The organism is Streptomyces sp. TRM49041 (genome assembly GCF_008271805.1).
Lineage (GTDB): Bacteria > Actinomycetota > Actinomycetes > Streptomycetales > Streptomycetaceae > Streptomyces.
In genome coordinates this window covers 80,947-104,179 of the sequence record NZ_VSRY01000144.1, presented here as the reverse complement: position 1 = coordinate 104,179, position 23,233 = coordinate 80,947, and the positions used below count along the sequence as shown (strand labels likewise).

Below are 23,233 nucleotides of genomic sequence, written 5' to 3'. Positions count from 1 at the left end.
CAGGCGTGATGCGTGCTCGGATCTTGGACGGGGGCAGGGGAACGTCGAAGGGCGCGGCCCGTCATGATCATGTGATTCCACTCGCAAGATCGTGAAGGCCGCGCCCGTATGCCATCCTGCCCGACCCTGCCCACCTCTCGTCAACTCGCCGATCAACTCGGCGTCGGGGTCGGGGAGTTGTGCACGCCCGCGAAACTCCCCTCGCTCCTGGAGGCGGTCGACGCCGTGCCCGACCCGCGTTCTGTGCACCTGGTCACGCACCCCCTCCCGATGCTGCTCGGCCTGGTGGCCTGCGCCCTGCTGTGCGGGGCGCGCTCGGTGCGCGGTGTGATCCGCTGGGCGAACGGTCAGGGCGCCGGCATCCTGGCCGCACTCGAAGTCCCCGACGGTGATCCGGCGCAGTTGCCGGTGGCCACCACGCTCACCCGCACCCTTGCCCGGATCGACGCCGACGCACTCGATGCGGCCGTCGGCACCTTCGTACAGACCCACGCCGCCGACCCGCTGGCCGGAATCGCGGGAGATCCGCCCCTGCTGCAGCTGGCCGCGGACGGCAAGACGGTTCGCGGCGCCCGCGACGCCGACGGCCTGCAGCTTCACCTGCTCGGCGTCTACCAGGTCGATCCCGGCGTGATGCTCGCCCAGCGCGAGATGCGCCACAAGCCCCACGAGACCGTGCACTTCACCGCCGCCCTCGACCTGATCGCCGACATCACCGGGGCGATCGTGACCGCCGACGCCCTGCACACGGTGGCCGATCACGCCCGCTACCTGCACCGACGCGGCGCCTTCGGACTCTTCCCGGTCAAGGAGAACCGCGCCGCCCTGTTCGCCCGGCTCGACGCGCTCGACTGGGACGAGACCACGAACCCGCAGATCAGCATGGTCCGTACCGAGGAGACCAACAGCGGCCGCCACGAGACCCGCATCGTCCGCGTCCAGGCACTGGAAGACGGCCAGGTCAACTTCCCGCACGCCACCCATGCCCTGCTGGTGGAGCGGTACACCACCGGCCGGGGCGACGGAAAGACCCACGCGGACGCCGAACTCGGCATCACCACCGCACCTGTCCAGACCGCCGACGCGGCCATCCTCGCCCGCTGCGTGAGAGACCAATGGGCCATCGAATCCCAGCACTTCATCAGAGACGTGACCTTCGGAGAGGACGCCTGTCGGGCCCGCACCGGCAGTCTGCCCCGAGCCCTCGCCACCTTCCGCAGCCTGGCGATCAGCCTCGCCCACCTCGCCGGATGGAAGAACAACGCCGCCGCACACGACCACTACCGCAACCACCCGGCCGACGCTCTACGCGAACTCGGTCTCACGGGCTGAGCACGCATCACACCTGCCTCAGTCGCTTTGTACGACTGAATCAGAAGATCGCCGGTCTCCTCGTGGAGCCAGATCGTCGGAGACTCGTCAGTCGGCGTGTTCGGAATGATGCCGAGGAACTTTAGGGTCATGGTCGCTCCCGCCGTCGAGTGGGTTGCACCAGCGTGCACGAGCTTCACCCTTGCGGCTGGGCTGTGCAAGAGGGCCTTCGGACAAGCTGGTTGAACTGACTCGGGATGCAAGAAAGCCCCCGCACCTGCCGCCCCGGTGAGGGTGGCGAGCGTGGGGGCTCGGGGATGTTGAAGTGCCCGCCGAGCGGTTTCACAGGACCTTCAGCGGGCCTAGAGGGGCGTTAACTAGGCCGTTCTCGAACCTCTAGTGGCACGCATTCCCAGGCCAAGGCCCATACGGCCCACAAAAAGGCGTCACACCCAGGGCGCGGTTTCCGAGCTGGGGCCGGGGCCGCTGCGAGGGCTTCGTCTGAACTTCGCACATCCGAGTGACGAAGTGACGGAATGACGATTACTTCTGATCCACTCATAGAAACAACAACACTTCTATAAGGGGTAACCGGGCAGGAGCGTCATTCCGTCACTTCGTCACGCCTGTCCGCTGCTGGCGGGGGCTTTCCCGGGTGCTCAGGCGGCGGTGTCAGTGCCCGCCAGCTTCGCCCAATGGATCTGGATGCGCCGCTCGGGGATGATCCGCTGACCACGCACCCCCTTGCTCACCTCAACCCGGTCTATGGCAAGTGACAACCGACCTCGCCGGTCTTCGTTCGTCGCGTCAGCCCACGCCTCACGCAGGGTGAGGCCGTCAAGCATCGGTGATACGTCCACGGACGGCATGGGAAGCTTTCGGAGATCGGTGCGAAGCCCCTCGATGCGCCCTCTCAGGCGCTCTGCAAGCCGGTTGTAGCGCTCCACGGCTGCGGCGCCACGGAACTCACCGCGCACGTATCGCGCGTCCTCCAGATCGGCGAGGCGGGCTTCCTCATCCTGGATCTCGGCAGTAAGCGCATCACGTTTCGCGAAGGTCTCCGGGTCCACGCGGTGCACCCAGCGATCCGCGATTGCGACAAGCAGCGGATCATCCGGTTCGAGCGCCGGTAGCTTGGTGAGGAACTGTTCCGTCACGTACTGGTCAACAGCCTCAGCCAGCGCCGACGCTCCGATGCACTGGTTGCCCGCACGGCGAGCCATGCACTGGTAGCTGCCGCCCACACGGTGCATCCGGCGACCGCAGCCAGGAACCGCGCAGTAGACGAGTCCTGTGAGCAGCGCCGTCCCCTCGGGCTTCGGCCGCCGCTTTCCTGCGTGCACGAAGGTCCTGGATTCCAGCGTGCGGATGATCTGTTCACGCTCTCCGACCGTGATGATCCCCTCGCCGATCTCGACGGTGTCCAGCGTCTCGGGATCGCGGTACGGGAAGACCCTGCCTGTGTACTTCCGCTCGCCGTCATCCGTCTCGACGCTTTCGGTCTCCGGCATCAGGCCGGCGAGCGCAGGGGAACGCAGGAGCTGCATGATGCTGGCCGCGTTCCACTGCCCGCCCCGGGGCGAGAGGATCTCGTACTCGTTGAGGAGTCGGGCGATCTTGACCAACGATGTTCCGGCGAGCGCCTCATCTGCGATCAGCCGGGCGTAGACGGCGTGCTCCTGGTCGTGAACGAGCTTCTTGGTCTTCGGGTCGATGAGCAGCCCGTACGGAGGCTGTCCGCCGATCCACTGACCCTTGCTGCGGAGGTAGCGCTTCGCGTGTCCGACACGCGTGCCGAGATTCTTCGACTCGGACCGGGCGAGCTCAGCGAGCATCGCGACGACCATGCGCGCCGAGTCGTTCGAGGTATCGAGGCCGTCCACGACTGAGACGAGACGGCCGCCGGCCTTCTCGATGTCGTCCAGCACCTTGCCCACCTGGCCGATCCCCTTGCGGGACAGACGGTCCAGCTTCCAGACGATCAGCGTGCCGACGACGCCCGCCGTGACAGCCGCCAACGCGGCGTCGAAGCCTTTGCGCTCAACGGTCTTGTAACCGGAGCGCCCTCTGTCTATGTGGACCTTGCGGACGGTCAGTCCGTTGCGCTCGGCCCAGGCACGGCAGTCGGCTTCCTGCCGTTCGATTGCGGTCTTGCCGTCCCGGTCGAGGGACAGGCGGAGGTAGAGATCACAGATCGTGTCTTGGTGCACACACTCAGTGTGGCGAAGAGTTCGGTGCTCTGTTGTCTATTTTCAAAAATCGAGGATCAATATGCGACCTCGGAAGTCGGCGAGCTTCAGGTCCTTCCCGCCGGTGTTGATCCAGCCCCCCTTGCCGATCAGCTCTGGGGCACGGACACGGGCACGGCGCGGGGCGGGAGAGGCAGCGTTCATGCGTCAAGGGTGCCATCCCTGGATGAGCCCCGAACGCGGCGCCCGACCGCGATGCCCGACCGGCCGACCGCCCGGCGCCCGGCCGACCCGGCACCCGGCCCGGCGGTCCGGCACTACGCGCGCGTAGGGGCCCCGTGGACGCGGCGGGCCCTACGCGCGCTTGGGCGCCGTGACGCCCAGGACCCGGTCCTTGAGGGCCGGGAACTGCTCCCGGGTCGTGGCGACCTTCGCGGGGTCGAGGTCCACCGCCAGGACCTCCTCCCCGCGCCCGGCCTCCGCCAGCACCTCACCCCACGGGTCCACGACGACGCTGTGGCCCGCCTGCTCCACTCCCGCGTGCGTCCCGGCGGTCCCGCACGCCAGCATGTACGCCTGGTTCTCCACCGCCCGCGCCCGCGCCAGCAGCGTCCAGTGCTCACGGCGCCGCGCCGGCCACCCCGCCGGGACGACGAAAGCCCGCGCGCCAGCGTCCACGAGCCCCCGGAACAGCTCGGGGAACCGCAGGTCGTAGCAGGTCGCCAGGCCGAAGGGCAGTTCGGGGCACGGCACCGTCACCAGCTCGTCCCCCGCCGACATCAGCACGGCCTCCCCCTGGTCGAACCCGAACCGGTGGATCTTCCGGTACGTACGGACCAGCTCACCGGACGGGGAGAACACCAGCGACGTGTTGTACAGCCCCTCGGGGGCGCGTTCCACAATGGACCCGGCGTGCAACCACACGCGTGCCTCGGCAGCCGCCTCCGCCATCACCCGGCACGTCGGCCCCTCCAGCGGCTCGGCCTCCGCCGCGAAGGACTCGTACGCGAACGCACCCACCGTCCACAGCTCCGGCAGGACCACCAGGTCCGCCCCCGCCTGTTCGCATACGAGCGCGGCCGCCCGGCGCCGACGCGCATCGACCGTTTCGTCCGGGTTGACCGCGATCTGGAGCAGAGAGGCGCGCACACTACCACCGTCCTGGCGTTGAAGCCGTCAATACGGGCCTACGATCGTCACACGAAAGCACTGCCGAGGTGCCTGCCGGGAGCGTACTGTTCTCTTCCGGGGGACCGCCCCCGGACCCCCGGCAGTTGCCACAGCACCCAGCCCGCGTACCAAGCCGCACGAGGGGTCCCGTGACCGTCCATCCCAGCCTCCAGACTTACGCCGACGCCTGGACCCACTCCATCGAAGCGATAGCCGAGCTGGTGCAGCCGCTCCCCGAGGGCGAGTGGAACCGCGCCACACCGTGTCCCGGCTGGTCGGTCCGGGACATCGTCTCCCATGTGATCGGCATGGAGTGCGAGATGCTGGGCGACCCGCGGCCGATTCACTCGCTGCCGCGCGATCTGTACCACGTACAGAGTGACTTCTCCCGCTACATGGAGATGCAGGTCGATGTGCGGCGCCACCACACCGCGCCGGAGATGACCTCCGAGCTGGAGTACATCCTGATCCGCCGCGCCCGCATGCTGCGCAACGAGAGCCGCTCCCCCGACACCCTGGTACGTGCCCCGCTGGGCGCCGAGCAGAGCCTCGAAGTGGCCTACCGCATGCGGGCCTTCGACGTCTGGGTGCACGAGCAGGACCTGCGCGTCGCGCTCAACAAGCCGGGCAACCTCGACTCTCCGGGCGCGCTCGTCGCCCGCGACAACCTCCTCACCGTCCTCCCCAAGGTCATCGCCAAGGACGCGGGCGCGCCGCCGCACACGGCGGTCGTCTTCGACGTGAGCGGCCCGGTGGAGTTCATGCGTACGGTCCGCGTCGACGCCGACGGCCGTGGCACGGTCGACGGGGCGCCGTCGCTGGGGCCTGCGGTGACGTTCGCGCTGGACTGGGAGACATACGTACGCCTCGCCTGCGGGCGCGTGAAGCCGGCCGCGGTCGCGGACCGCATCAAGGTCGAGGGCGACGAGGACCTGGCAGCCGTGATCCTCGCCAACTTCGCGGTCACGCCGTAGCGGAGGGCGGGGCACTCCGCGCGCGTGGCGGTCGTACACGCCCGGTGGCGTGACGCGCCGTCACACCGGTACGTGCACCGCCTCCACGCGGCTGGCCACCAGCCGCTCCCGCTCCAGCCTGGCCGTACGGCCGCGCAGCCGCAGGATCTGGGCGACACCCAGCGCCTGGAGGACGAAGACCGACAAGAACGCGATGCGGTAGTCGTCCCCGGTCGCGTCCAGCAGGACGCCGATCGCCAGCAGGGTCGTCATCGAGGCGGTGAACCCGCCGATGTTGACGATGCCGGACGCGGTGCCCTGCCGCTCGGGCGGATTGGCGGGCCGGGCGAAGTCGAAGCCGATCATCGAGGCGGGTCCACACGCGCCCAGGACGAGGCACAGGGTCACCAGCAGCCACATCGGTGCCCGGTCGGCCGGGTACGCGAGGGTGGCCGCCCACATGAGAGCCGTCGCCCCCACGGTGCCGAGCGCCAGTGGTGCGCGCGCTGTGTGGTGCCGGGCGATGATCTGGCCGTACACCAGGCCCACCACCATGTTGGAGAGCACCACCACTGTCAGCAGCTCACCCGCTCGCCCCCGCGACATGCCCTGTGCCTCGACCAGGAACGGCATCCCCCACAGCAGCAGGAACACCATGGCGGGGAACTGCGTCGTGAAGTGCACCCACATGCCCAGCCGTGTCCCGGGCTCCCGCCACGCCGCGGCGATCTGGCGCCTTATGTACGCCACACCCGCCTTCGGGACGGGCGCCGGCTCGTACCCTTCGGGGTGGTCCTTCAGGAAGGCCAGGACGAGGGCCAGGACGACGGCACCGGCCGCCGCGCTGCCCGCGAAGGTCGCGGTCCAGCCGAGCCCGTCCAGCAGCCGGGACAGCAGGATCGTCGACATGAGGTTGCCGAGGACGCCGAAGAGCGCGGCGACCTGGGCGATCATCGGCCCGCGCCGCGCCGGGAACCATCGGCTGCCCAGCCGCAGCACCGAGATGAAGGTCATCGCGTCGCCGCAGCCGAGGAGCGCGCGGGCGGCCAGCGCCATGCCGTACGAGGGGGACAGCGCGAAGGCCAGCTGGCCCGCCGTGAACAGCACGATGCCCAGGGTCAGGACCTTCCGTGTCCCGAGCCGGTCGACCATCAGGCCGACGGGTATCTGCATGCCGGCGTAGACCAGCAGCTGGAGTATGGAGAAGGCGGACAGGGCGGACGCGTTGACGTGGAAGCGGTCGGCGGCGTCGAGCCCGGCCACGCCCAGGGACGTACGGAAGACGACGGCGACAAGGTACACGGAGACGCCGACGCCCCACACCAGCGCGGCGCGGCGGCCGCCCGGTGGGTCCGATGGCGCGAGGTGGGTGGAGGGGGAGGCGGCGGGCGGGCTCACCGGTCCTCACCCCGGACCAGCACCTTCACGCGGCTCACATGGGCGTGCACACAGCGGGCCGCCCGGTCGGTGTCGCCGTCGCGCAGGGCGGCCAGGATCTCCGCGTGCTCGGTGATGTTCTTCGCGATGCGGTCGGGGTGCGCCTCCATGACGGCGACGCCCATGCGAAGCTGACGGTCCCGCAGCTGGTCGTACAACTTCGACAGGATCTGGTTGCCGGCGTGGCGGACGATCTCGGCGTGGAAGCAGCGGTCCGACACGGCGACCGCCCGCAGGTCCCCTTCGCGCGCGTGGCGCCGCTGTTCGTCCAGCAGTTCCTCGAGCCGCTCGACGAGGTGCGCAGGCAGCGGCGCGGCGGCCTTGCGTACGGCGAAGTCCTCGACCAGCAGCCGGGTCTCCACCACGTCCGCGATCTCCTGGGCGGAGACGGCCAGGACGAGGGCGCCCTTCTTCGGGTAGAGCTTCAGCAGCCCTTCCATCTCCAGCTTGAGCAGCGCCTCGCGCACGGGCGTGCGGGACACCCCGACGGCCTGCGCCAGCTCGCCCTCGGTGAGGAGGGTGCCGCCTTCGTAGCGGCGGTCCAGGACTGCTTCCTTGACGTGGGCGTAGACGCGTTCGGCGGCGGGCTGCGGAGGGGCGGACGCTGGCATGTGCACAGCATAGATACAAGAGGGGTGCAACAGCAGGGCCCGTCCGCGATGCGGACAGGCCCTGTGAACCGTGGCCGCTCAGCCGCCGATGGGCAGCCAGCCACTCCAGGACCCGGTCGCCTCGTTGGCGCCGGTCGCGCCGTTGCGCAGGACGACGCGGAACTTGAGGTTGCCGCTCTCCCTCATGTTGTAGTTGCACTCGCCCCAGCCCGCGGACGCGCCGCCGGCCCAGTGGCACTCCCCGGAGCGGCCGTAATCCGTGTACCACTGGGCGATGACGCGGTACCCGTCGCCCTTGTGGTCGTCCATGAGGAACTTGTCGCCGTACGACTTGAAGCAGCCGGTGCCCGCCTTGGTGCCGTTCGTGTAGACGGTCCGGCAGTGGGTGTAGTCCGCCAGCGTGCTGACGCCCGCCGGCTTGGCCTCCTGGGCGCCTCCGCCCTGTCCGGCCGCCTGAGCCGGAAGTGATGTGCTCATGACGGCCGCAGCTCCTGCGGCAGCGACCGCGGCTGCGTAACGAAGCTTCAAGGTGCTCTCCTCCATCAACCGTTCACCGTGCGGGATGGTCCGGGTGGAACCGCCTTGCACCTTGGAAGCTAGCCGCCAAAACACCGCGCGCAGAAGGGAGTCCGGGTGGATGTGTCGCCTTCCCGCCACCTTTCCGTTCAGGGCGCGGTCGCCCGGGGATTCGGCTGGGATTCCGTCGGACGGCAGGGTTACCGTGGGTGTGCTGCTACGGACAGCGACCTCAGGGGGCCGGGTTACTCGTTAACCAGGGAGGGGGACACGATGCAGGACGCATCGGAACGTCGGCAGATCGTCGAACTGCTGGTGCGGGGCTGGAGCGACGACCGCATCTCACGCGAACTGGCACTCAGCAAGCGCACCGTCCAGCGCCGCGTACAGGATCTGATGCTGGAGCACGGCTGCTCCAGCCGCTTCGCACTCGGCTTCACGCTCGGGCTGCGCCTGGGCATGCGGGCTCCTGGCCGGCTGGGCCACTCCGGACGGACTGCCAAAGCGGGCCGGACGGACAGGACGAAGGGCCCGGACGCGACGGCGCGTCCGGGCCCCCGGCGGACCTGGGCCGAGAGACCCGTCAGGCCCAGGTGATGAGCCGCTTCGGGCGTTCCAGGACGGCCGCGACGTCGGCGAGCACCTTGGAGCCCAGCTCGCCGTCGACGAGGCGGTGGTCGAACGACAGGGCCAGTGTGGTGACCTGCCGCGGCTTGACCTTGCCCTTGTGGACCCACGGCTGGAGCTTGATCGCGCCGACCGCGAGGATCGCGGACTCGCCGGGGTTGAGGATCGGCGTGCCGGTGTCGACGCCGAAGACGCCGACGTTGGTGATGGTCACCGTGCCGCCCTGCATGGCCGCGGGTGTCGTCTTCCCTTCGCGCGCGGTGGAGACCAGTTCGCCGAGTGCCGACGCCAGTTCCGGGAGGGTCTTGGCGTGGGCGTCCTTGACGTTCGGCACGATCAGGCCGCGCGGGGTGGCGGCGGCGATACCCAGGTTGACGTAGTGCTTGACCACGATCTCCTGGGCGGCCTCGTCCCAGGAGGCGTTGACCTCCGGGTTTCGCTTGATCGCGACGAGCAGGGCCTTGGCGATCAGCAGCAGCGGATTGACCCGCAGCCCCGCCATGTCCTTGTCCGTCTTCAGCTCCTCGACGAGCTTCATGGTGCGGGTGACGTCGACCGTGACGAACTCGGTGACGTGCGGCGCCGTGAACGCCGACCCGACCATGGCCTGCGCCGTGGCCTTCCGTACGCCCTTGATCGGGATACGGGTCTCCCGGGCACCGGCCGCGACGGGCTCCGCCACCGGGGGCGCCGGCGTGGCTGCCGGAGGCTCCGCGGCGGTGGGCGGGGTGGGCGCCTGGGCCGGTACGGCCCGCGGTGCCTGTGCGGGGGCGGCCGCCTTGTGGACGTCCTCGCGCGTGATGATCCCGTCCGGGCCGGTCGGGGTCACCGTGGCCAGGTCGACGCCCAGGTCCTTGGCCAGCTTCCGCACCGGCGGCTTGGCCAGCGGGCGGGCCTGCGGCGTGGGGGCGGCGGGCGCGGGGGCGTGGCCGTTCAGCTCGCCCTGGACCGCCGCCTGTGCGGCCGGGGCGGGGCCGGTGGCCGTGGCCTGCTTGCGCGGGCGGCGCTTGGTGGACGACGCGGCCACGCCGTAGCCGACGAGAACCGGCTGGCGGCCCTGTGGCTCGGCCTCCTCCTCGGCGGCCGGGGCGGGAGCGGGCGCCGCGGCGGGCTCCTCCCGCACCGGGGCCTCCGGGGCGGCGGCCTCCGGCGCGGGCGCGGCGCCGCCCGGCGCCACGTTCACGGAGATGATCACCTGGCCGACGTCGACGGTCTCGCCCTCCGGGTAGCGCAGCTCGTGCACGACCCCGTCGAAGGGGATGGGCAGCTCCACGGCCGCCTTCGCCGTCTCGACCTCGCAGACGACCTGGCCGTCGGTGACGGTGTCGCCGGGCTGGACGTACCACTTGAGGATCTCTGCCTCGGTGAGGCCCTCACCGACGTCCGGCATCTTGAACTCGCGGATCACAGGGGTGTCCTCCTCAGTACGCCAGCGCGCGGTCGACGGCGTCGAGCACCCGGTCCAGACCCGGCAGGTACTCCTCCTCGAGCCTGGCCGGCGGATAAGGCGCGTGGTAGCCGCCGACCCGCAGCACGGGGGCCTCGAGGTGGTAGAAGCACCGCTCGGTGATCCGGGCGGCGATCTCCGCGCCCGAACCGAGGAACACCGGCGCCTCGTGGACCACGACGAGCCGGCCGGTCTTCTCGACCGACGCCTGGACGGTGTCGAAGTCGACCGGGGAGATCGACCTGAGGTCGACGACCTCGATCGACTTGCCCTCCTCCGCGGCGGCCGCCGCGGCCTCCATGCACACCTTCACCATCGGCCCGTAGGCCACCAGCGTCAGATCCGTGCCCACACGCGCGGTGGTCGCCTTGTGGAGCTCGCCGGGGATGGCGTCCGCGTCGACCTCGCCCTTGTCCCAGTAGCGCCGCTTCGGCTCGAAGAAGATCACCGGGTCGTCGCTCTGGATGGCCTGCTGGAGCATCCAGTACGCGTCCGACGACGTGGAGGGCGACACCACCTTCAGGCCCGCGACATGCGCGAACAGCGCCTCGGGCGACTCGCTGTGGTGCTCCACGGCGCCGATGCCGCCGCCGTACGGGATACGGATGACGACCGGCAGCTTGATCTTGCCGAGCGCCCGCGCGTGCATCTTCGCCAGCTGCGTGACGATCTGGTCGTACGCGGGGAAGACGAACCCGTCGAACTGGATCTCCACCACCGGCCGGTACCCGCGCAGGGCCAGCCCGATCGCCGTGCCGACGATGCCCGACTCGGCGAGCGGGGTGTCGATCACCCGGTCCTCACCGAAGTCCTTCTGCAGACCGTCGGTCACCCGGAACACACCACCGAGCTTGCCGACGTCCTCACCCATGATCACGACCTTGGGGTCGGTCTCCAGGGCCTTGCGGAGCGACTCGTTGAGCGCCTTCGCCAGGGGAAGCTTCTGCACAGCCATGATCACTTGACCTCGCCATCCGCGAACGACGCCTGGTACGCGGCGAACTGCGCGCGCTCCTCGTCGACGAGCGCGTGCCCGTCGGCGTACACATTCTCGAAGATCGCCAGGTCATCGGGGTCCGGCATGGCGCGCACGGCCTCACGGACCCGCTTGCCCAGCGCCTCGCTCTCCGCCTCCAGCCCGTCGAACCAGGCCGCGTCGGCGTGGCCCTGGGCCTCCAGGTAGCGGCGCAGCCGCAGGATCGGGTCCTTCGCCTCCCAGGCGGCCCGCTCGTCGTCGTGGCGGTAGCGGGTCGGGTCGTCCGACGTGGTGTGCGCGCCCATCCGGTAGGTGAACGCCTCCACGAGCGTCGGGCCCTCACCGCGACGGGCCCGCTCCAGCGCCCAGCGGGTCACTGCCAGACAGGCCAGCACGTCGTTGCCGTCCACGCGGACGCCCGGGAAGCCGTAGCCCTGCGCGCGCTGGTACAGCGGCACGCGCGTCTGCCTCTCGGTGGGCTCGCTGATCGCCCACTGGTTGTTCTGGCAGAAGAACACCACCGGCGCGTTGTACACGGCCGAGAACGTGAACGACTCCGCCACGTCACCCTGGCTGGACGCGCCGTCGCCGAAGTACGCGATGACCGCCGAGTCCGCCCCGTCCTTGGCCACGCCCATGGCGTAGCCGGTGGCGTGCAGGGTCTGCGAGCCGATGACGATCGTGTACAGGTGGAAGTTGTTGCTGTTGGGGTCCCATCCACCGTGGTTCACCCCACGGAACATGCCGAGCAGATTCGTCGGGTCGACCCCGCGGCACCAGGCGACGCCGTGCTCACGGTAGGTCGGGAAGACGTAGTCGTCGTCGCGCAGGGCACGGCCGGAGCCGATCTGGGCGGCTTCCTGACCGAGCAGCGAGGCCCACAGGCCCAGCTCGCCCTGACGCTGGAGCGCGGTGGCCTCAGCGTCGAAACGCCGGGTCATGAGCATGTCGCGGTACAGACCGCGCAGCTCCTCTGGGCTCAGGTCGACGTCGTACTCGGGGTGCTGAACGCGCTCGCCCTCGGGCGTCAGCAGCTGTACGAGCGGCGGCTCGGAGTTGGAACTCTGCGGCTTCTTCGCGCGCGCGGCGCGCTTGGCACCGACGGTGCCGGTGCTGGTGCCGCTGCTGCGTCGCGGCTTGCGCGCGGCAGTGCCTTCCACGGTCACGTGCGTGCTCCTCCGTCTGTCCGGCCCCCGGGGTCCGCCGGGAAGCCTGGGGTTCCCCCGTGCTCCTTTAGAGCTTGGGGGAGCGGCTCGCCTGGATTCCGTACGGGTGCACGGGGTGGGTGCGCTCGGCCGGGAACAGGCGTGACAGGTGCCCCGGCGAGCACCCTGTCATAGGCACGTTACCCAGTGCGCCGCATTCCTGCGAAACCCCATTTGACCTGCGATTTTGCTTGGATTTCCAAGTAAATCGAGAAATTCGGGGCCAACGCCTGGTCACACCGCTGACGCGGCTCTGATAACGCACTGGTAACAGCCTTGCAGGCCGCCGGAACACCGGCACGTTATCCCGCGCACCCCGGGCACGGGAAGAGTCAGCGGAAAAGGGCGCGACGCGGGTCATCTGATAGTGATCTAACATCTGTCGAGTGCCGCGCTCATCTGTAACGGCTGCGCCCGCCGCCCTCGCCCTCTCGGTCCCCCGTCCCCGCCGCTCCGCCCCGCCCGCCCCTCCCGTGAGCGCGCTGCTGCGCCGTTACCCGCCGTACGGCGAGCCGCTCTCCTGCGTACCGGTCACCCAGGGGCTCCTCAACCGCGGCTATCGGCTCACCACCACGCACGGCACGTACTTCCTGAAACAGCACCTGGACGCCCCCACGTCCGACCGGGCGACGATCATCCGCCAGCACCGGGCCACGCAGCGCCTGCACGACCTGGGCGTCCCGGTCGCGCCACCGCTGCCGGACGCCGAGGGGCGTACGGTCGCGCTCCTCGGCGACCACTGCTACGCCCTGCACCCGTGGGTCGAGGGACGCCACCGGGACGGCGCCCAGCTCACAGCGGGCGGGTCCCGTCGGCTCGGCGCGCTGCTCGGCTTCGTCCACACATGCCTGGAGCGGGTCATGGGGTCGATGAGCGCCCGGACGGGGGCGCGGGAGTACGGGAGCGCCGACCCGGAGGACACGTTCCGGTTGATCGACGAGCTGCTGGCGCTGGCCAGGGCGCGGCGGCGCAGGGTCGCCTTCGACGAGCTGGCCGAGCACCGGCTGGTGGAGCGGCGGCGGCTGCTGGCCGAGCACGCGCACCGGCGCCCGGCCGCGGCGGCGCCCGGCGCGGGCGGCTGGGTGCACGGCGACTTCCACCCGCTGAACCTGCTGTACCGGGGCGCGGAGCCGGCCGCGATCGTCGACTGGGACCGGCTGGGGGTGCAGCCGCGGGCGGAGGAGGCGGTCCGGGCCGCGATGATCTTCTACGTACAGCCGACGGGGCGGCTGGACCTGGCGAAGGTCCGGGCCTACGCGCGCGCGTACCGCCGGACGGCGGGGGCGGACGCGGCGGAGCTGGCTGCGGCGGTGCACCGGGTGTGGTGGGAACGGCTCAACGACTTCTGGATACTGCGGTGGCGCTACCAGCTGCACGACAGCAGGGCCGACCCGCAGTTTCCCGCGGCGTCGGCCCTGGCGGTGTGGTGGACCCGCGAGTACGAGGCGGTGTGCGACGCCTTCGCGGACTGAGCGCTCCCTCTCCTGCGGGCAGGCTCAGCCCCCGGTGGTGGAGCCGGTGGTGGTGGTGCCCTGCGTGGTACCGGCCTGCTGACCGGAGGTGGTGGTTCCGGTGCTGTCGCCGCTGCTGCCGTCGGTCGAGCCGGTGCCGCCGTCGGTCGTGCCCTGGTTGGTGGTGCCGTCGCTGGTGGTGCCGTCCGTCGTGCCCTCGTCGGTGCCCTGGTTGGTGTTGCCGTCGGTGGAGCCCTCGGTCGTGCCCTCGTCGGCGCCGCCGTCGGTCGTGCCCGCGTCGTCCGAGTCGCTCACGGACGGGGACGGGTTCTGGCTGTACGTGGGGGACCGGGGGGTCCACGAAGGCGTGTCCCAGCCGCCGCCGCCGCTCGACGTCTCGGGCTGCTCCTCCTCCTCGGACCGCGACGCGGACGGAGAGGGGGTGGTGCTGGGCGAGACGGACTGCGTCGGTGAGGTGCTCGGCGTCGTACCCGTACCGGAGGACGTGTCGCCCGCCTTGATCGCGTACGCGACACCCGCCATGATCGCGATCAGCGCGAACGCGACGAACAGGAACACCTTGCCGCGCCCGCCACCGCCATGGCCGCCGTACGCCCCGGTGTACGCGCCGTCGTCGGGGTTCATCGGCGGCAGCATGGAGCCCTGCGGGGTGTCGCCGTGCGGCGGGCGGCCGGCGTGGACCGGGTGGCCCGGGTGGCCCGGTGTCGCGGGTCCCATACCCGGCCCCGGCCCCATGGGGGCGCCCATGACCGCGGTCGTGGCGACGCCGCCGTGCGGGGTGTGACCGCCGTCGTGCGGACCGATCGGGCCGGTGCTCCAGGTGCCCGCGCCGCTGCCCTGCTCCTGGAGCATGCGCAGCCCGTACTGGATGAGCCCGCGCATCTCCTCCGCGCTCTGGAACCGGTCGTCCGGGTCCTTGGCGAGCGCCCGCATGGCGAGCCCGTCCAGCTCGGGAGGGGCCACCTCGGCGACCTCGGACGGCGGCACCGGCATGTCCTGGACGTGCTGGTAGACCACGGACAGCGGGGTCTCGCCGACGAACGGGGGGCGCAGGGCCAGCAGTTCGTACAGCAGGCAGCCCGTGGCGTACAGGTCGGAGCGGTGGTCGACGGCCTTGCCCAGCGCCTGCTCGGGGGAGAGGTACTGCGGCGTGCCCATGACCATGCCGGTCTGCGTCATCGTCGTCGACGCCCCGTGCAGGGCGCGGGCGATGCCGAAGTCCATCACCTTCACCGCGCCGCTGTTGGTGATGATGACGTTCGCGGGCTTGATGTCGCGGTGCACGATGCCGTGCTGGTGCGAGTACGCCAGCGCCTCCAGGACGCCGGACACGATGATCAGGGCCTGCTCGGGCGGCGGGGCGTCGGCGCTGATCAGCAGATCGCGGATGGTGCGGCCCTCGACCAGCTCCATGACGATGTACGGCACGGCCTGGCCGTTGACCTCGTCCTCGCCGGAGTCGTACACCGCCACGATCGCGTGGTGGTTGAGGCCCGCGACGGACTGGGCCTCGCGCGTGAAACGGGCCTTCGAGACGGGGTCCTCGGCGAGGTCGGCGCGGAGCAGCTTCACGGCCACGGTGCGGCCGAGCCGCACGTCCTCGGCCGCGAAGACCTCCGCCATACCGCCGCGGCCGAGACGGTGCGTCAGCCGGTAACGGCCGTCGCCGACCAGGCCGCCGACACCGAACTCGACGGCGTCGCCGCGCCCCGACGCTCCGTCATCCGACACGCCGCCGCCACCTGCTTCGGATCCGGGTGCCATCGTCCTCGCCGTCATTTCCGTCCGCTGTGCGCGCGCTGTGCCCGCGAGCGGTGTGCCGCAGTCTCTTAAGGGGTGCTTCGCCACGTCACGCTACAGCCTCCGCGGGACGCGCCGGTTCGGGATGGACCGGCCATCCAATCGGTTCCGCGTACACCCGTGCAAATCCCGTCCCGGGCGCGTAACGCTTACGAGACGCTTCTTGTGCGTACGGTCACGGAACGGGCACCTGGCTTGACGTGTCGGTGGCCTGGGGCAGACTTGGCCCGTAAATCCGGATCACCGCGGGCACGTGCGCGCGTAGGGGGAAGCACGATGAGCCAGGACGGCGCACAGGGCCGCTATGCGGGCGGTTCCGTGGCGAACGGCCGGTACCAGCTGCGCGACCTGCTCGGCGAGGGCGGCATGGCCTCGGTGTATCTCGCCTACGACAGCGCGCTGGACCGTCAGGTCGCCATCAAGACGCTCCACTCGGAACTCGGCCGGGAACAGTCGTTCCGAGAGCGGTTCCGGCGCGAGGCGCAGGCCGTCGCCAAGCTCCAGCACACCAACATCGTGTCGGTGTTCGACACCGGCGAGGACACGGTCACCTTCAGCGACCCCTCGATGGGCGACGGCGGCGTCATGCCGTACATCGTCATGGAGTACGTGGAGGGCCAGCCGCTCGGCTCGGCGCTCGCGGCGGACGTCCAGCAGTACGGCGCGATGCCGGCCGACCGGGCCCTGAAGGTGACGGCCGACGTGCTGGCCGCACTGGAGACCAGCCACGAGATGGGCCTGGTCCACCGCGACATCAAGCCGGGCAACGTGATGATGACCAAGCGCGGCGTGGTCAAGGTCATGGACTTCGGCATCGCGCGCGCCATGCAGTCGGGCGTCACGTCGATGACGCAGACCGGCATGGTGGTCGGCACGCCGCAGTACCTGTCGCCGGAGCAGGCGCTGGGGCGCGGGGTGGACGCGCGGTCCGACCTGTACTCGGTCGGCATCATGCTGTTCCAGCTGCTGACCGGCCGCATCCCCTTCGACGCTGACTCGCCGCTGGCCATCGCGTACGCACACGTCCAGGAGGAGCCGGTCGCGCCGTCCTCCATCAACCGTTCGGTGACGCCGGCGATGGACGCGCTGGTCGCCCGGGCGCTGAAGAAGAACCCGAACGAGCGCTTCCCCAGCGCCGCCGCCATGCGCGACGAGTGCCTGCGCGTCCTGTCCGCCGGCCAGACCGGCGCACCGGTGATCGTGCCGGGCACCCCGCCCACCAGCGGCGCGGGCGTCGGCTCGGCGGTGTTCCCGCCGCTCGACCAGTCGAACCCGGGCCCGGGCACGCACGGCGTCCAGACCCCGTACCAGGCCCCTGCCCCGACGCCCGGCCCGTACGGCCCTCCGACGCCCGCTCCCACCCCGGCGCCGGGCCCGGCTCACACTCCGGCTCACACTCCGCCTCCGACTCCGGCTCCGGCGGCGTACGGCTACCCGCACCAGGCGGCCGCCCCGACCCCGGCGCCCGTCTACCAGACCCCGGCGCCGGGCCCCGGCCCGTACGGCGGTGTCGGGGGAGGCGGTGCCGGCGGTGGCGGTCGGCGGAACATGCCGTTGATCGTGGGCGCGATAGTGGTCGCCCTGATCGCCGTCGGCGGCGTCATCACGGCGCTCGCCCTCAATGAGGAGGACGACCCGAGCACCTATGAGGGCGGCGGCACGGCCAGCGCCACGGTGTCCGAGGCGGCGCAGGGCCACAAGCCGCCGGAGCGCTTCCGGACGATGAAGACGACGGAGTGCTCCGACGCTCGGGAGGACACCAACGACACGGCGAAGGTCAGCGCTCCCAGCTTCATCTACAAGGACGTCATCTCCGTGAAGGAGTGCATCCAGGCCGCGGGCTGGAAGTACCAGATCAAGGAGGTCGACGACCCCCTGTACGCCGAGGACCAGGTCATCCAGCAGTTCCCGCGGGAGGGCACGGCGGTGGAGCCGGGCAACCAGACCTTCGAGCTGACGGTCGCGACGGGCTACCCGGGCCAGTAGCGAGCAGACCGCGGCGGCGGACGTTTCCCTCACCTTTCCGGGCGACGCGTGGCGTCGTCTCCGGGTGCGTGGCACCCCCGCCCGTGCAACGGTGAGCGGAACACCTCGCTGCTCACAGGAGAGGGTCACGCGGTGACTCCACCACTCGGTTCGCGGCGCGGCGTACGACGCCCGGCCGCCCTCGCGTCCTTGACGCCGGCGCTTTCGGCCGCGCTGCTGGCGGCATGGCTCCACTGCACGCCCGTCGCACAGGCGGCGGCGACCGGGTCCCCCCAGCCGAGCGTCGGCCAGGAGTCGAGCCGACCCCCGGAGCCGTCCACCGGGGTCGGCAGGGCCCCGGGCGTCTCGGCCACGCCCGGCATGAGTGTCTCCCCCTCGTCCTCGTCCTCGGCCTCGTCCTCGCCCGTGGCGTCGTCCTCCGCGTCGCAGCCGGTGACCAAGGCCACGCGGCCGTCGCTGGCCGGCCGGCCTGCCGGGGCGGGACGGCCGCGGCCCGGGCGGACCCAGCTGCCGCCGCCGGCCCCGTCGGCCTCACGGCCACCGTCGGCCTCACCGCCACCGTCTGCCTCGGCCGCGCCGTCCGGCTCCGCACGTACCAGAACCGCAACGCCCCCCGACCACTCCGACGGCGAGGGCACGGCGCGGGAGGCGGTACCCGAGGAGGACTCGCCGGCGGCCGTCCGTCCGCACCGCAGTCCCTCCGCCGCCGCGTACGAGCCGGGCGCGCGGACCGCCGAGACCGGAGCCGACCGGCGGATTCCCGTACTGACGCTGGGCGTCGGGCTCGCCCTGGTGGGCCTCGGTATCGGCTTCCTCGGCGTCCGGATCCGCCGCTGACCCACGCACCACCCGTCACATCCCCCTCAAGAGGGACGTCCAGGGTCACTCTCCAGTCGGTTGCCCGCGTCGGCATACTCGGTATACATACTGAGTATGTCGATCCGCCACGGGCTTCTCGCCCTCCTCGAAAGCGGCCCGCGCTACGGCTCACAGCTCCGCACGGAGTTCGAGTCCCGTACCGGGTCCACGTGGCCGCTCAACGTCGGCCAGGTCTACACGACCCTGAGCCGACTGGAGCGGGACGACATGGTCGCGCAGGACGGTGAGGACGGCGCGGGCCACGCCCTCTACGCCATCACCGACGTGGGCCGCGACGAGCTCCGCACCTGGTTCGAGCGGCCCGTCGACCGCACCAGCCCGGCCCGGGACGAGCTCTCCATCAAGCTCGCGATGGCCGTCGGCGCGCCGGGCGTCGACATCCGAGCCGTGATCCAGGCCCAGCGCCGCCACACGGTCAAGGCGATGCAGGACTACACGCGCCTCAAGGCCCAGGCGCTCGCCGCCCTGGAGAACGCGGCGTCGCAGGAACGCGACGACGTGGCGTGGCTCCTCGTGCTGGAACAGCTGATCTTCCAGACCGAGGCCGAGGCACGCTGGCTCGACCACTGCGAGGCCCGCCTGATCCGCCTCTCGGCGGCGACCGCCCGGCAGGCCGCACCCCCGCGTGTGACGCCGCCGGCGGCCTCACCGGTCGACGAACAGGCCGACGAACAAGTCGGCGAAAGGGCCGGAGGTCTGACCCGCTCTCCGGACCGCTGACCCGTACGGCCGCGGACCGGCCACCGGACCCGCCACGGGCGTGCCGCACGCATGCCGCACGCATGCCGCGGGCCTGCCGCGGGCCGTACGACACCACCACCATCCGAACAACCACCGCTCCGTGCGCGAGCAGCCTCACTGATGCGCGCGTACGCAAAGGGGGGACCTTTCCATGTCATCACCGACGCCACAACCGTCACTCACGTCACGTCAGCCCGTCCTGCAACTTCAGCAGCTGACCCGTGTCCATGGCACCGGAGCCACCGAGGTGCACGCCCTGCGCGGTATCGACCTCGACGTCTTCCCGGGCGAGCTGGTCGCCGTCATGGGCCCGTCCGGCTCGGGCAAGTCCACGCTCCTCACCATCGCGGGCGGCCTCGACACCCCCACATCCGGCCGCGTGATCGTCGAGAACACCGACATCACCACCGCCGACCGCAAGACCCTCGCCGCGCTGCGCCGCCGCAGCATCGGCTATGTCTTCCAGGACTACAACCTGATCCCGGCCCTCACCGCCGCCGAGAACGTCGCCCTGCCCCGAGAGCTGGACGGCATATCCGCCCGCAAGGGGCGCGGCGAGGCCATCGCGGCGCTGGAGGAGATGGGCCTCGGCCACCTCTCCGACCGGTTCCCCGACGAGATGTCCGGCGGCCAGCAGCAGCGCGTCGCCATCGCCCGCGCCCTGGTCGGCGACCGGCGCCTCGTCCTCGCCGACGAGCCGACCGGCGCCCTGGACTCCGAGACCGGTGAGTCCGTACTCGCCCTGCTCCGCGCCCGCTGCGACGCCGGCGCCGCCGGGGTCCTGGTCACCCACGAGCCGCGGTTCGCCGCCTGGGCCGACCGCGTGGTCTTCCTCCGCGACGGCGCGGTCGTCGACCAGACCGTGCGCACCGACGCGGAGTCCCTGCTCTCGGGCCAGGCGGGCGAGCGGTGAACAACTGGTTCCACTCGTGGCGCGCCGCGGTGCGGATCGCCCGCCGCGACGCCTGGCGCTCCAAGGGCCGCAGCTTCCTCGTCCTCGCGATGATCGCGCTGCCCATCCTCGGCGTGAGCGCCGCCGACCTGACACTGCGCAGCGCCGAGCTGTCCCCGCAGGAGCGGGCGACCCGCCTCCTCGGGGCCGCCGACGCACGGATGTCCGACCCCGGATACGGCGGCGTGGCCGTCCACCAGTCCCCGGACGGTGCGATGTCCAGCCCGGCGAAGGAAATCTCCGGTCAGTTTCCCGAGGGCTCGGCCGACATCCGGAAGGCCTTCCCGGCCGGCGCCACCGTCCTGGAGGACTCCAGCGGCCACGGAAAACTGCGCACCGCCCACGGGCTGCTCCACACGGAGATCCGCGAGCTGAAGGCCGCCGACCCCGTCGCACAGGGCGTGATGACGCTCCTGGCCGGCCGCTTTCCGCAGAAGGAGGACGAGGTCGCCGTCTCGTCCCGCTTCCTGGAGGTCAGCGGACTGAAGATGGGCGCGACGCTCGCCGCGCGCGGGCTGGAGCGCGAGTACCGGATCGTCGGCTCGTACGAGCTCCCCGACGAACTCGAGGCCACACAGGTCAACGCGCTGCCCGGGGCGTTCCTGGCGCCGCTCGCCAAGGGTCTCGAGAAGTCCGGCCTGCCTGCCTTGGACGTCTCGACGACCCACCTCGTGAAGCTGAAGGGTTCCGGCGCCGGTCCGGAGGCGGCCGGTTTCACGTGGAACATGGTCAAGGAGGCCAACGCCAAGGGCGTCAGCGTCATCTCGCGCGCGGTCCTCATCGACCCGCCCGCCGACTCGGACGTACCGCTCTACCAGCACGAGGGCTGGGGCTCCTACGCGGACAGCTCGAACGCCCGGAAAGAGGCGCTGATCGCCGCGTCGACCATCGTCGGTCTCGCGATGCTGGAGATCTGCCTGCTGGCCGGCCCCGCGTTCGCCGTCGGCGCCCGCCGGTCGCGCCGCCAGCTCGGTCTCGTCGGCGCGAACGGCGGCAACCGCCGCCATATCCGGTCGATCGTCCTCGCAGGCGGTCTGGTGATCGGTGTCGCCGCCGCCGCCGTCGGCACGCTGCTCGGCCTGGTCCTGACCTTCCTCCTCCAGCCGGTGCTGGAGGACACGCTGGGCCGGCGCTTCGGGGCCTTCGACATCCGCCCGCTGGAACTGCTCGGCATCGGCCTGCTGGCCGTGCTGACCGGCCTGCTGGCCGCGATCGTCCCCGCGGTCACCGCGTCCCGCGAGACCGTGCTGGCCTCGCTGACCGGCCGCCGCGGCGTGCGCGGGAGCAACCGCGTCCTGCCCGTCATCGGCCTGGTGGCCACAGCGATCGGCGCCGCGATCGCGCTGTACGGGTCGCTGTTCTCCGACCAGTTCATCATCGTCGCGGGCGGCAGCGCCCTCGCCGAGCTGGGTGTCGTCGCGATGACGCCGATGCTGGTCGGGCTGTTCGGGCGGGCCGGCCGCTGGTTGCCGCTGTCACCCCGGCTGGCGCTGCGCGACGCCGTCCGCAACCGCGGCCGTACGGCGCCCGCCGTGGCCGCGGTCCTGGCGGCCGTCGCGGGCACGGTCGCCGTCGCCACCTACGCTGCGAGCGCGGACGCCCAGCAGCGGGCGGCGTACGAGGCCAGGCTCCCGTACGGCGCGGTGTCCACCCTGCTCACCGAGGAGGGCAGCGCCCGGGACGTCCCCGCCGTCCGCGAGGCCGTGCAGAAGCACATACCCGTCGAGGCGCGGGCCGACGTGGCGCGGATCAGCGTCGGCAAGCCGAGCTGCCGCCTGTGGGAGAACGCCGAGGGCTGCGGCCGGTCCGAGATCGTCATCCCCAAGGCCAACGAGTGCCCGCTCTGGGGATTCACCGAGGACGGCTCCGACCCTGCGGAGAGGTTCTCGAAGGAGGAGCGCCGCAAGCTCGCCGACGACTGGCGCTGCACGTCCGAGGGGGGGCACGGCTACGTCCCCACCGAGGACGGTCTCCTGATCGGTGACGAGAAGCTGCTGAAGGTGCTCGGGATCGACGACCCCGCCGCGGAGAAGGCGCTCGCCACGGGCAGCGTCGTCTCCTTCCGGAAGCCTCAGGTCGACGAGGCCGGCAAGATCTCCATCCGGCTGATCACCGACGTCGAGAAGGCCGATCTCGCCGCCGAGAAGGGCCAGGACCCGCCCGGTGAGGTGAAGACGCTCACGGCGTACCAGGCCCCGGACGGCACCCGCTCCTACGGTGTCGGCGGCGTTCTGAGCCCGGCCGCCGCCAAGGCCGCGGGACTCTCGACCGTGCCTGTCGGCTCCTACTACTCGACCGACCACCTGCCCAGCAGTGAGCAGCGGCAGAAGCTCGACGACGAGCTGGCCAAGGTCGGCAGCAACGTCTATCTGCACATCGAGGAGGGCTACGTCAGCAAGAACAGCATCGTGCTGCTCGCGCTCACCGTGTTCGCCGGTCTGATCACGATCGGCGCGGCCGGGATCGCCACCGGACTGGCGCAGGCCGACGCGGAGGCGGACCTCAAGACGCTGGCCGCCGTCGGGGCGCCGCCCCGGGTCCGCCGTACGCTCAGCGGCTTCCAGTGCGGGGTGGTGGCCGTGATGGGCGTGGTGCTCGGCTCGGCGGCGGGAGTCCTGCCCGCGATCGGGCTACGGCTGACCGAGCGCCGCGAAGCCCTGAAGTGGTACGAGGAGGCCCGCGACGACGGCTGGGCGGGTGTCGGCCAGCTGCCGCACGTGCCGGTCGTCGTCCCCTGGGAGACCCTCGGCGCCCTGCTGATCGCCGTGCCGCTGGGCGCCGCGCTCCTCGCCGCCCTGCTCACCCGGTCGCGCCGGGCGGTGGCCCGCCGCGCCGCCGCGTAGAGCGGCACGCGGGCGAGGTCGCGGCCGAGGTCCACGCGCTTTCGTGAGCGCCTTCGTGAGCGCGACCGTAAGCGGGTTCGAGAGCGGGTTGTGCCCCCGCGCGAGGGTGGATCACCTT

Annotated in this window: 20 protein-coding genes; 9 read left to right on the top strand and 11 right to left on the bottom strand. The window is 71.2% G+C overall.

What is annotated here, in order from left to right; all coding sequences use genetic code 11:
- Nucleotides 1-108 precede the first annotated feature (108 nt).
- A complete protein-coding gene (locus FVS66_RS19675) occupies nt 109-1,332 on the top strand; it encodes an ISAs1 family transposase (RefSeq protein ID WP_149181103.1) in 1,224 nt (407 codons plus the stop codon).
- Nucleotides 1,333-1,970: 638 nt separating this feature from the next.
- Here FVS66_RS19675 and FVS66_RS19665 read toward each other — a convergent pair.
- The 3 genes from FVS66_RS19665 to FVS66_RS19660 form a co-directional block, all read right to left on the bottom strand.
- Complete coding sequence (locus FVS66_RS19665) at nt 1,971-3,521, bottom strand: recombinase family protein (protein ID WP_149182493.1); 1,551 nt, start codon at nt 3,519-3,521, stop codon at nt 1,971-1,973.
- Between the two features lie 42 nt (nt 3,522-3,563).
- On the bottom strand, nt 3,564-3,704 hold the full coding sequence (locus FVS66_RS35125) for a hypothetical protein (RefSeq protein WP_187645600.1): 141 nt from the start codon (nt 3,702-3,704) through the stop codon (nt 3,564-3,566).
- A 150-nt stretch (nt 3,705-3,854) separates the two neighbouring features.
- Nucleotides 3,855-4,649 (bottom strand): carbon-nitrogen family hydrolase, encoded by a 795-nt coding sequence (locus tag FVS66_RS19660; protein WP_149182492.1) that lies wholly within the window; start codon nt 4,647-4,649, stop codon nt 3,855-3,857.
- Nucleotides 4,650-4,819: 170 nt separating this feature from the next.
- Here FVS66_RS19660 and FVS66_RS19655 point away from each other — a divergent pair, with 170 nt between their 5' ends.
- Nucleotides 4,820-5,644 carry a maleylpyruvate isomerase family mycothiol-dependent enzyme gene (locus FVS66_RS19655; protein WP_149182491.1) on the top strand — a complete coding sequence of 275 codons (825 nt, stop codon included), beginning with the start codon at nt 4,820-4,822 and terminating at the stop codon, nt 5,642-5,644.
- A gap of 60 nt (nt 5,645-5,704) precedes the next feature.
- Here the strand turns inward: FVS66_RS19655 and FVS66_RS19650 are convergent, their stop codons facing one another.
- From FVS66_RS19650 to FVS66_RS19640, 3 genes are all read right to left on the bottom strand, one after another.
- Nucleotides 5,705-7,021 (bottom strand): MFS transporter, encoded by a 1,317-nt coding sequence (locus FVS66_RS19650; RefSeq protein ID WP_149182490.1) that lies wholly within the window; start codon nt 7,019-7,021, stop codon nt 5,705-5,707.
- Complete coding sequence (locus tag FVS66_RS19645; protein WP_149182489.1) at nt 7,018-7,671, bottom strand: GntR family transcriptional regulator; 654 nt, start codon at nt 7,669-7,671, stop codon at nt 7,018-7,020. Before FVS66_RS19645 ends, FVS66_RS19650 begins: the two co-directional genes overlap by 4 nt.
- Nucleotides 7,672-7,749: 78 nt before the next feature.
- The gene (locus tag FVS66_RS19640; protein WP_149182488.1) at nt 7,750-8,148 is read right to left on the bottom strand and encodes a hypothetical protein; all 399 of its coding nucleotides are present in this window, start codon (nt 8,146-8,148) and stop codon (nt 7,750-7,752) included.
- Between the two features lie 312 nt (nt 8,149-8,460).
- On the opposite strand from FVS66_RS19640, the gene FVS66_RS19635 reads away from it, so the two are divergent.
- Nucleotides 8,461-8,784, top strand: a complete 324-nt coding sequence (locus tag FVS66_RS19635; RefSeq protein ID WP_149182487.1) for a helix-turn-helix domain-containing protein — start codon at nt 8,461-8,463, stop codon at nt 8,782-8,784.
- Here the strand turns inward: FVS66_RS19635 and FVS66_RS19630 are convergent.
- The 3 genes from FVS66_RS19630 to pdhA are packed head-to-tail and all read right to left on the bottom strand — an operon-like array spanning nt 8,771 to nt 12,403.
- Nucleotides 8,771-10,204, bottom strand: coding sequence for a dihydrolipoamide acetyltransferase family protein (locus tag FVS66_RS19630; RefSeq protein ID WP_149182501.1), 1,434 nt, complete (start codon nt 10,202-10,204; stop codon nt 8,771-8,773). The genes FVS66_RS19635 and FVS66_RS19630 overlap by 14 nt on opposite strands.
- Before the next feature lie 31 nt (nt 10,205-10,235).
- Nucleotides 10,236-11,216 (bottom strand): alpha-ketoacid dehydrogenase subunit beta, encoded by a 981-nt coding sequence (locus FVS66_RS19625; RefSeq protein WP_149182486.1) that lies wholly within the window; start codon nt 11,214-11,216, stop codon nt 10,236-10,238.
- Nucleotides 11,217-11,218: 2 nt separating this feature from the next.
- On the bottom strand, nt 11,219-12,403 hold the full coding sequence (gene pdhA, locus FVS66_RS19620) for a pyruvate dehydrogenase (acetyl-transferring) E1 component subunit alpha (protein WP_149182485.1): 1,185 nt from the start codon (nt 12,401-12,403) through the stop codon (nt 11,219-11,221).
- Nucleotides 12,404-12,828: 425 nt separating this feature from the next.
- Here pdhA and FVS66_RS19615 point away from each other — a divergent pair, with 425 nt between their 5' ends.
- Nucleotides 12,829-13,914 carry a phosphotransferase gene (locus tag FVS66_RS19615; protein WP_149182484.1) on the top strand — a complete coding sequence of 362 codons (1,086 nt, stop codon included), beginning with the start codon at nt 12,829-12,831 and terminating at the stop codon, nt 13,912-13,914.
- Nucleotides 13,915-13,938: 24 nt separating this feature from the next.
- Here FVS66_RS19615 and FVS66_RS19610 read toward each other — a convergent pair whose 3' ends face one another.
- Nucleotides 13,939-15,678 (bottom strand): protein kinase domain-containing protein, encoded by a 1,740-nt coding sequence (locus tag FVS66_RS19610; RefSeq protein WP_149182483.1) that lies wholly within the window; start codon nt 15,676-15,678, stop codon nt 13,939-13,941.
- 312 nt (nt 15,679-15,990) lie between these two features.
- On the opposite strand from FVS66_RS19610, the gene FVS66_RS19605 reads away from it, so the two are divergent.
- On the top strand, nt 15,991-17,700 hold the full coding sequence (locus FVS66_RS19605) for a protein kinase domain-containing protein (RefSeq protein WP_149182482.1): 1,710 nt from the start codon (nt 15,991-15,993) through the stop codon (nt 17,698-17,700).
- Nucleotides 17,701-17,825: 125 nt separating this feature from the next.
- On the opposite strand, the gene FVS66_RS19600 is transcribed toward FVS66_RS19605, so the two are convergent.
- Nucleotides 17,826-18,146 (bottom strand): hypothetical protein, encoded by a 321-nt coding sequence (locus FVS66_RS19600; RefSeq protein ID WP_149182481.1) that lies wholly within the window; start codon nt 18,144-18,146, stop codon nt 17,826-17,828.
- On the opposite strand from FVS66_RS19600, the gene FVS66_RS19595 reads away from it, so the two are divergent.
- The 4 genes from FVS66_RS19595 to FVS66_RS19580 all read left to right on the top strand — a co-directional run bounded on the left by FVS66_RS19595 (nt 18,133) and on the right by FVS66_RS19580 (nt 23,115).
- Nucleotides 18,133-18,537, top strand: coding sequence for a hypothetical protein (locus FVS66_RS19595; protein ID WP_149182480.1), 405 nt, complete (start codon nt 18,133-18,135; stop codon nt 18,535-18,537). The genes FVS66_RS19600 and FVS66_RS19595 overlap by 14 nt on opposite strands.
- Nucleotides 18,538-18,633: 96 nt before the next feature.
- The gene (locus FVS66_RS19590; RefSeq protein ID WP_149182479.1) at nt 18,634-19,299 is read left to right on the top strand and encodes a PadR family transcriptional regulator; all 666 of its coding nucleotides are present in this window, start codon (nt 18,634-18,636) and stop codon (nt 19,297-19,299) included.
- A 172-nt stretch (nt 19,300-19,471) separates the two neighbouring features.
- Nucleotides 19,472-20,233, top strand: coding sequence for an ABC transporter ATP-binding protein (locus FVS66_RS19585; RefSeq protein WP_149182478.1), 762 nt, complete (start codon nt 19,472-19,474; stop codon nt 20,231-20,233).
- Entirely contained in the window at nt 20,230-23,115 is a 2,886-nt protein-coding gene (locus FVS66_RS19580) for an ABC transporter permease (protein WP_149182477.1), read from the top strand. The genes FVS66_RS19585 and FVS66_RS19580 overlap by 4 nt, the downstream gene beginning before the upstream one ends.
- Nucleotides 23,116-23,233: the final 118 nt, after the last annotated feature.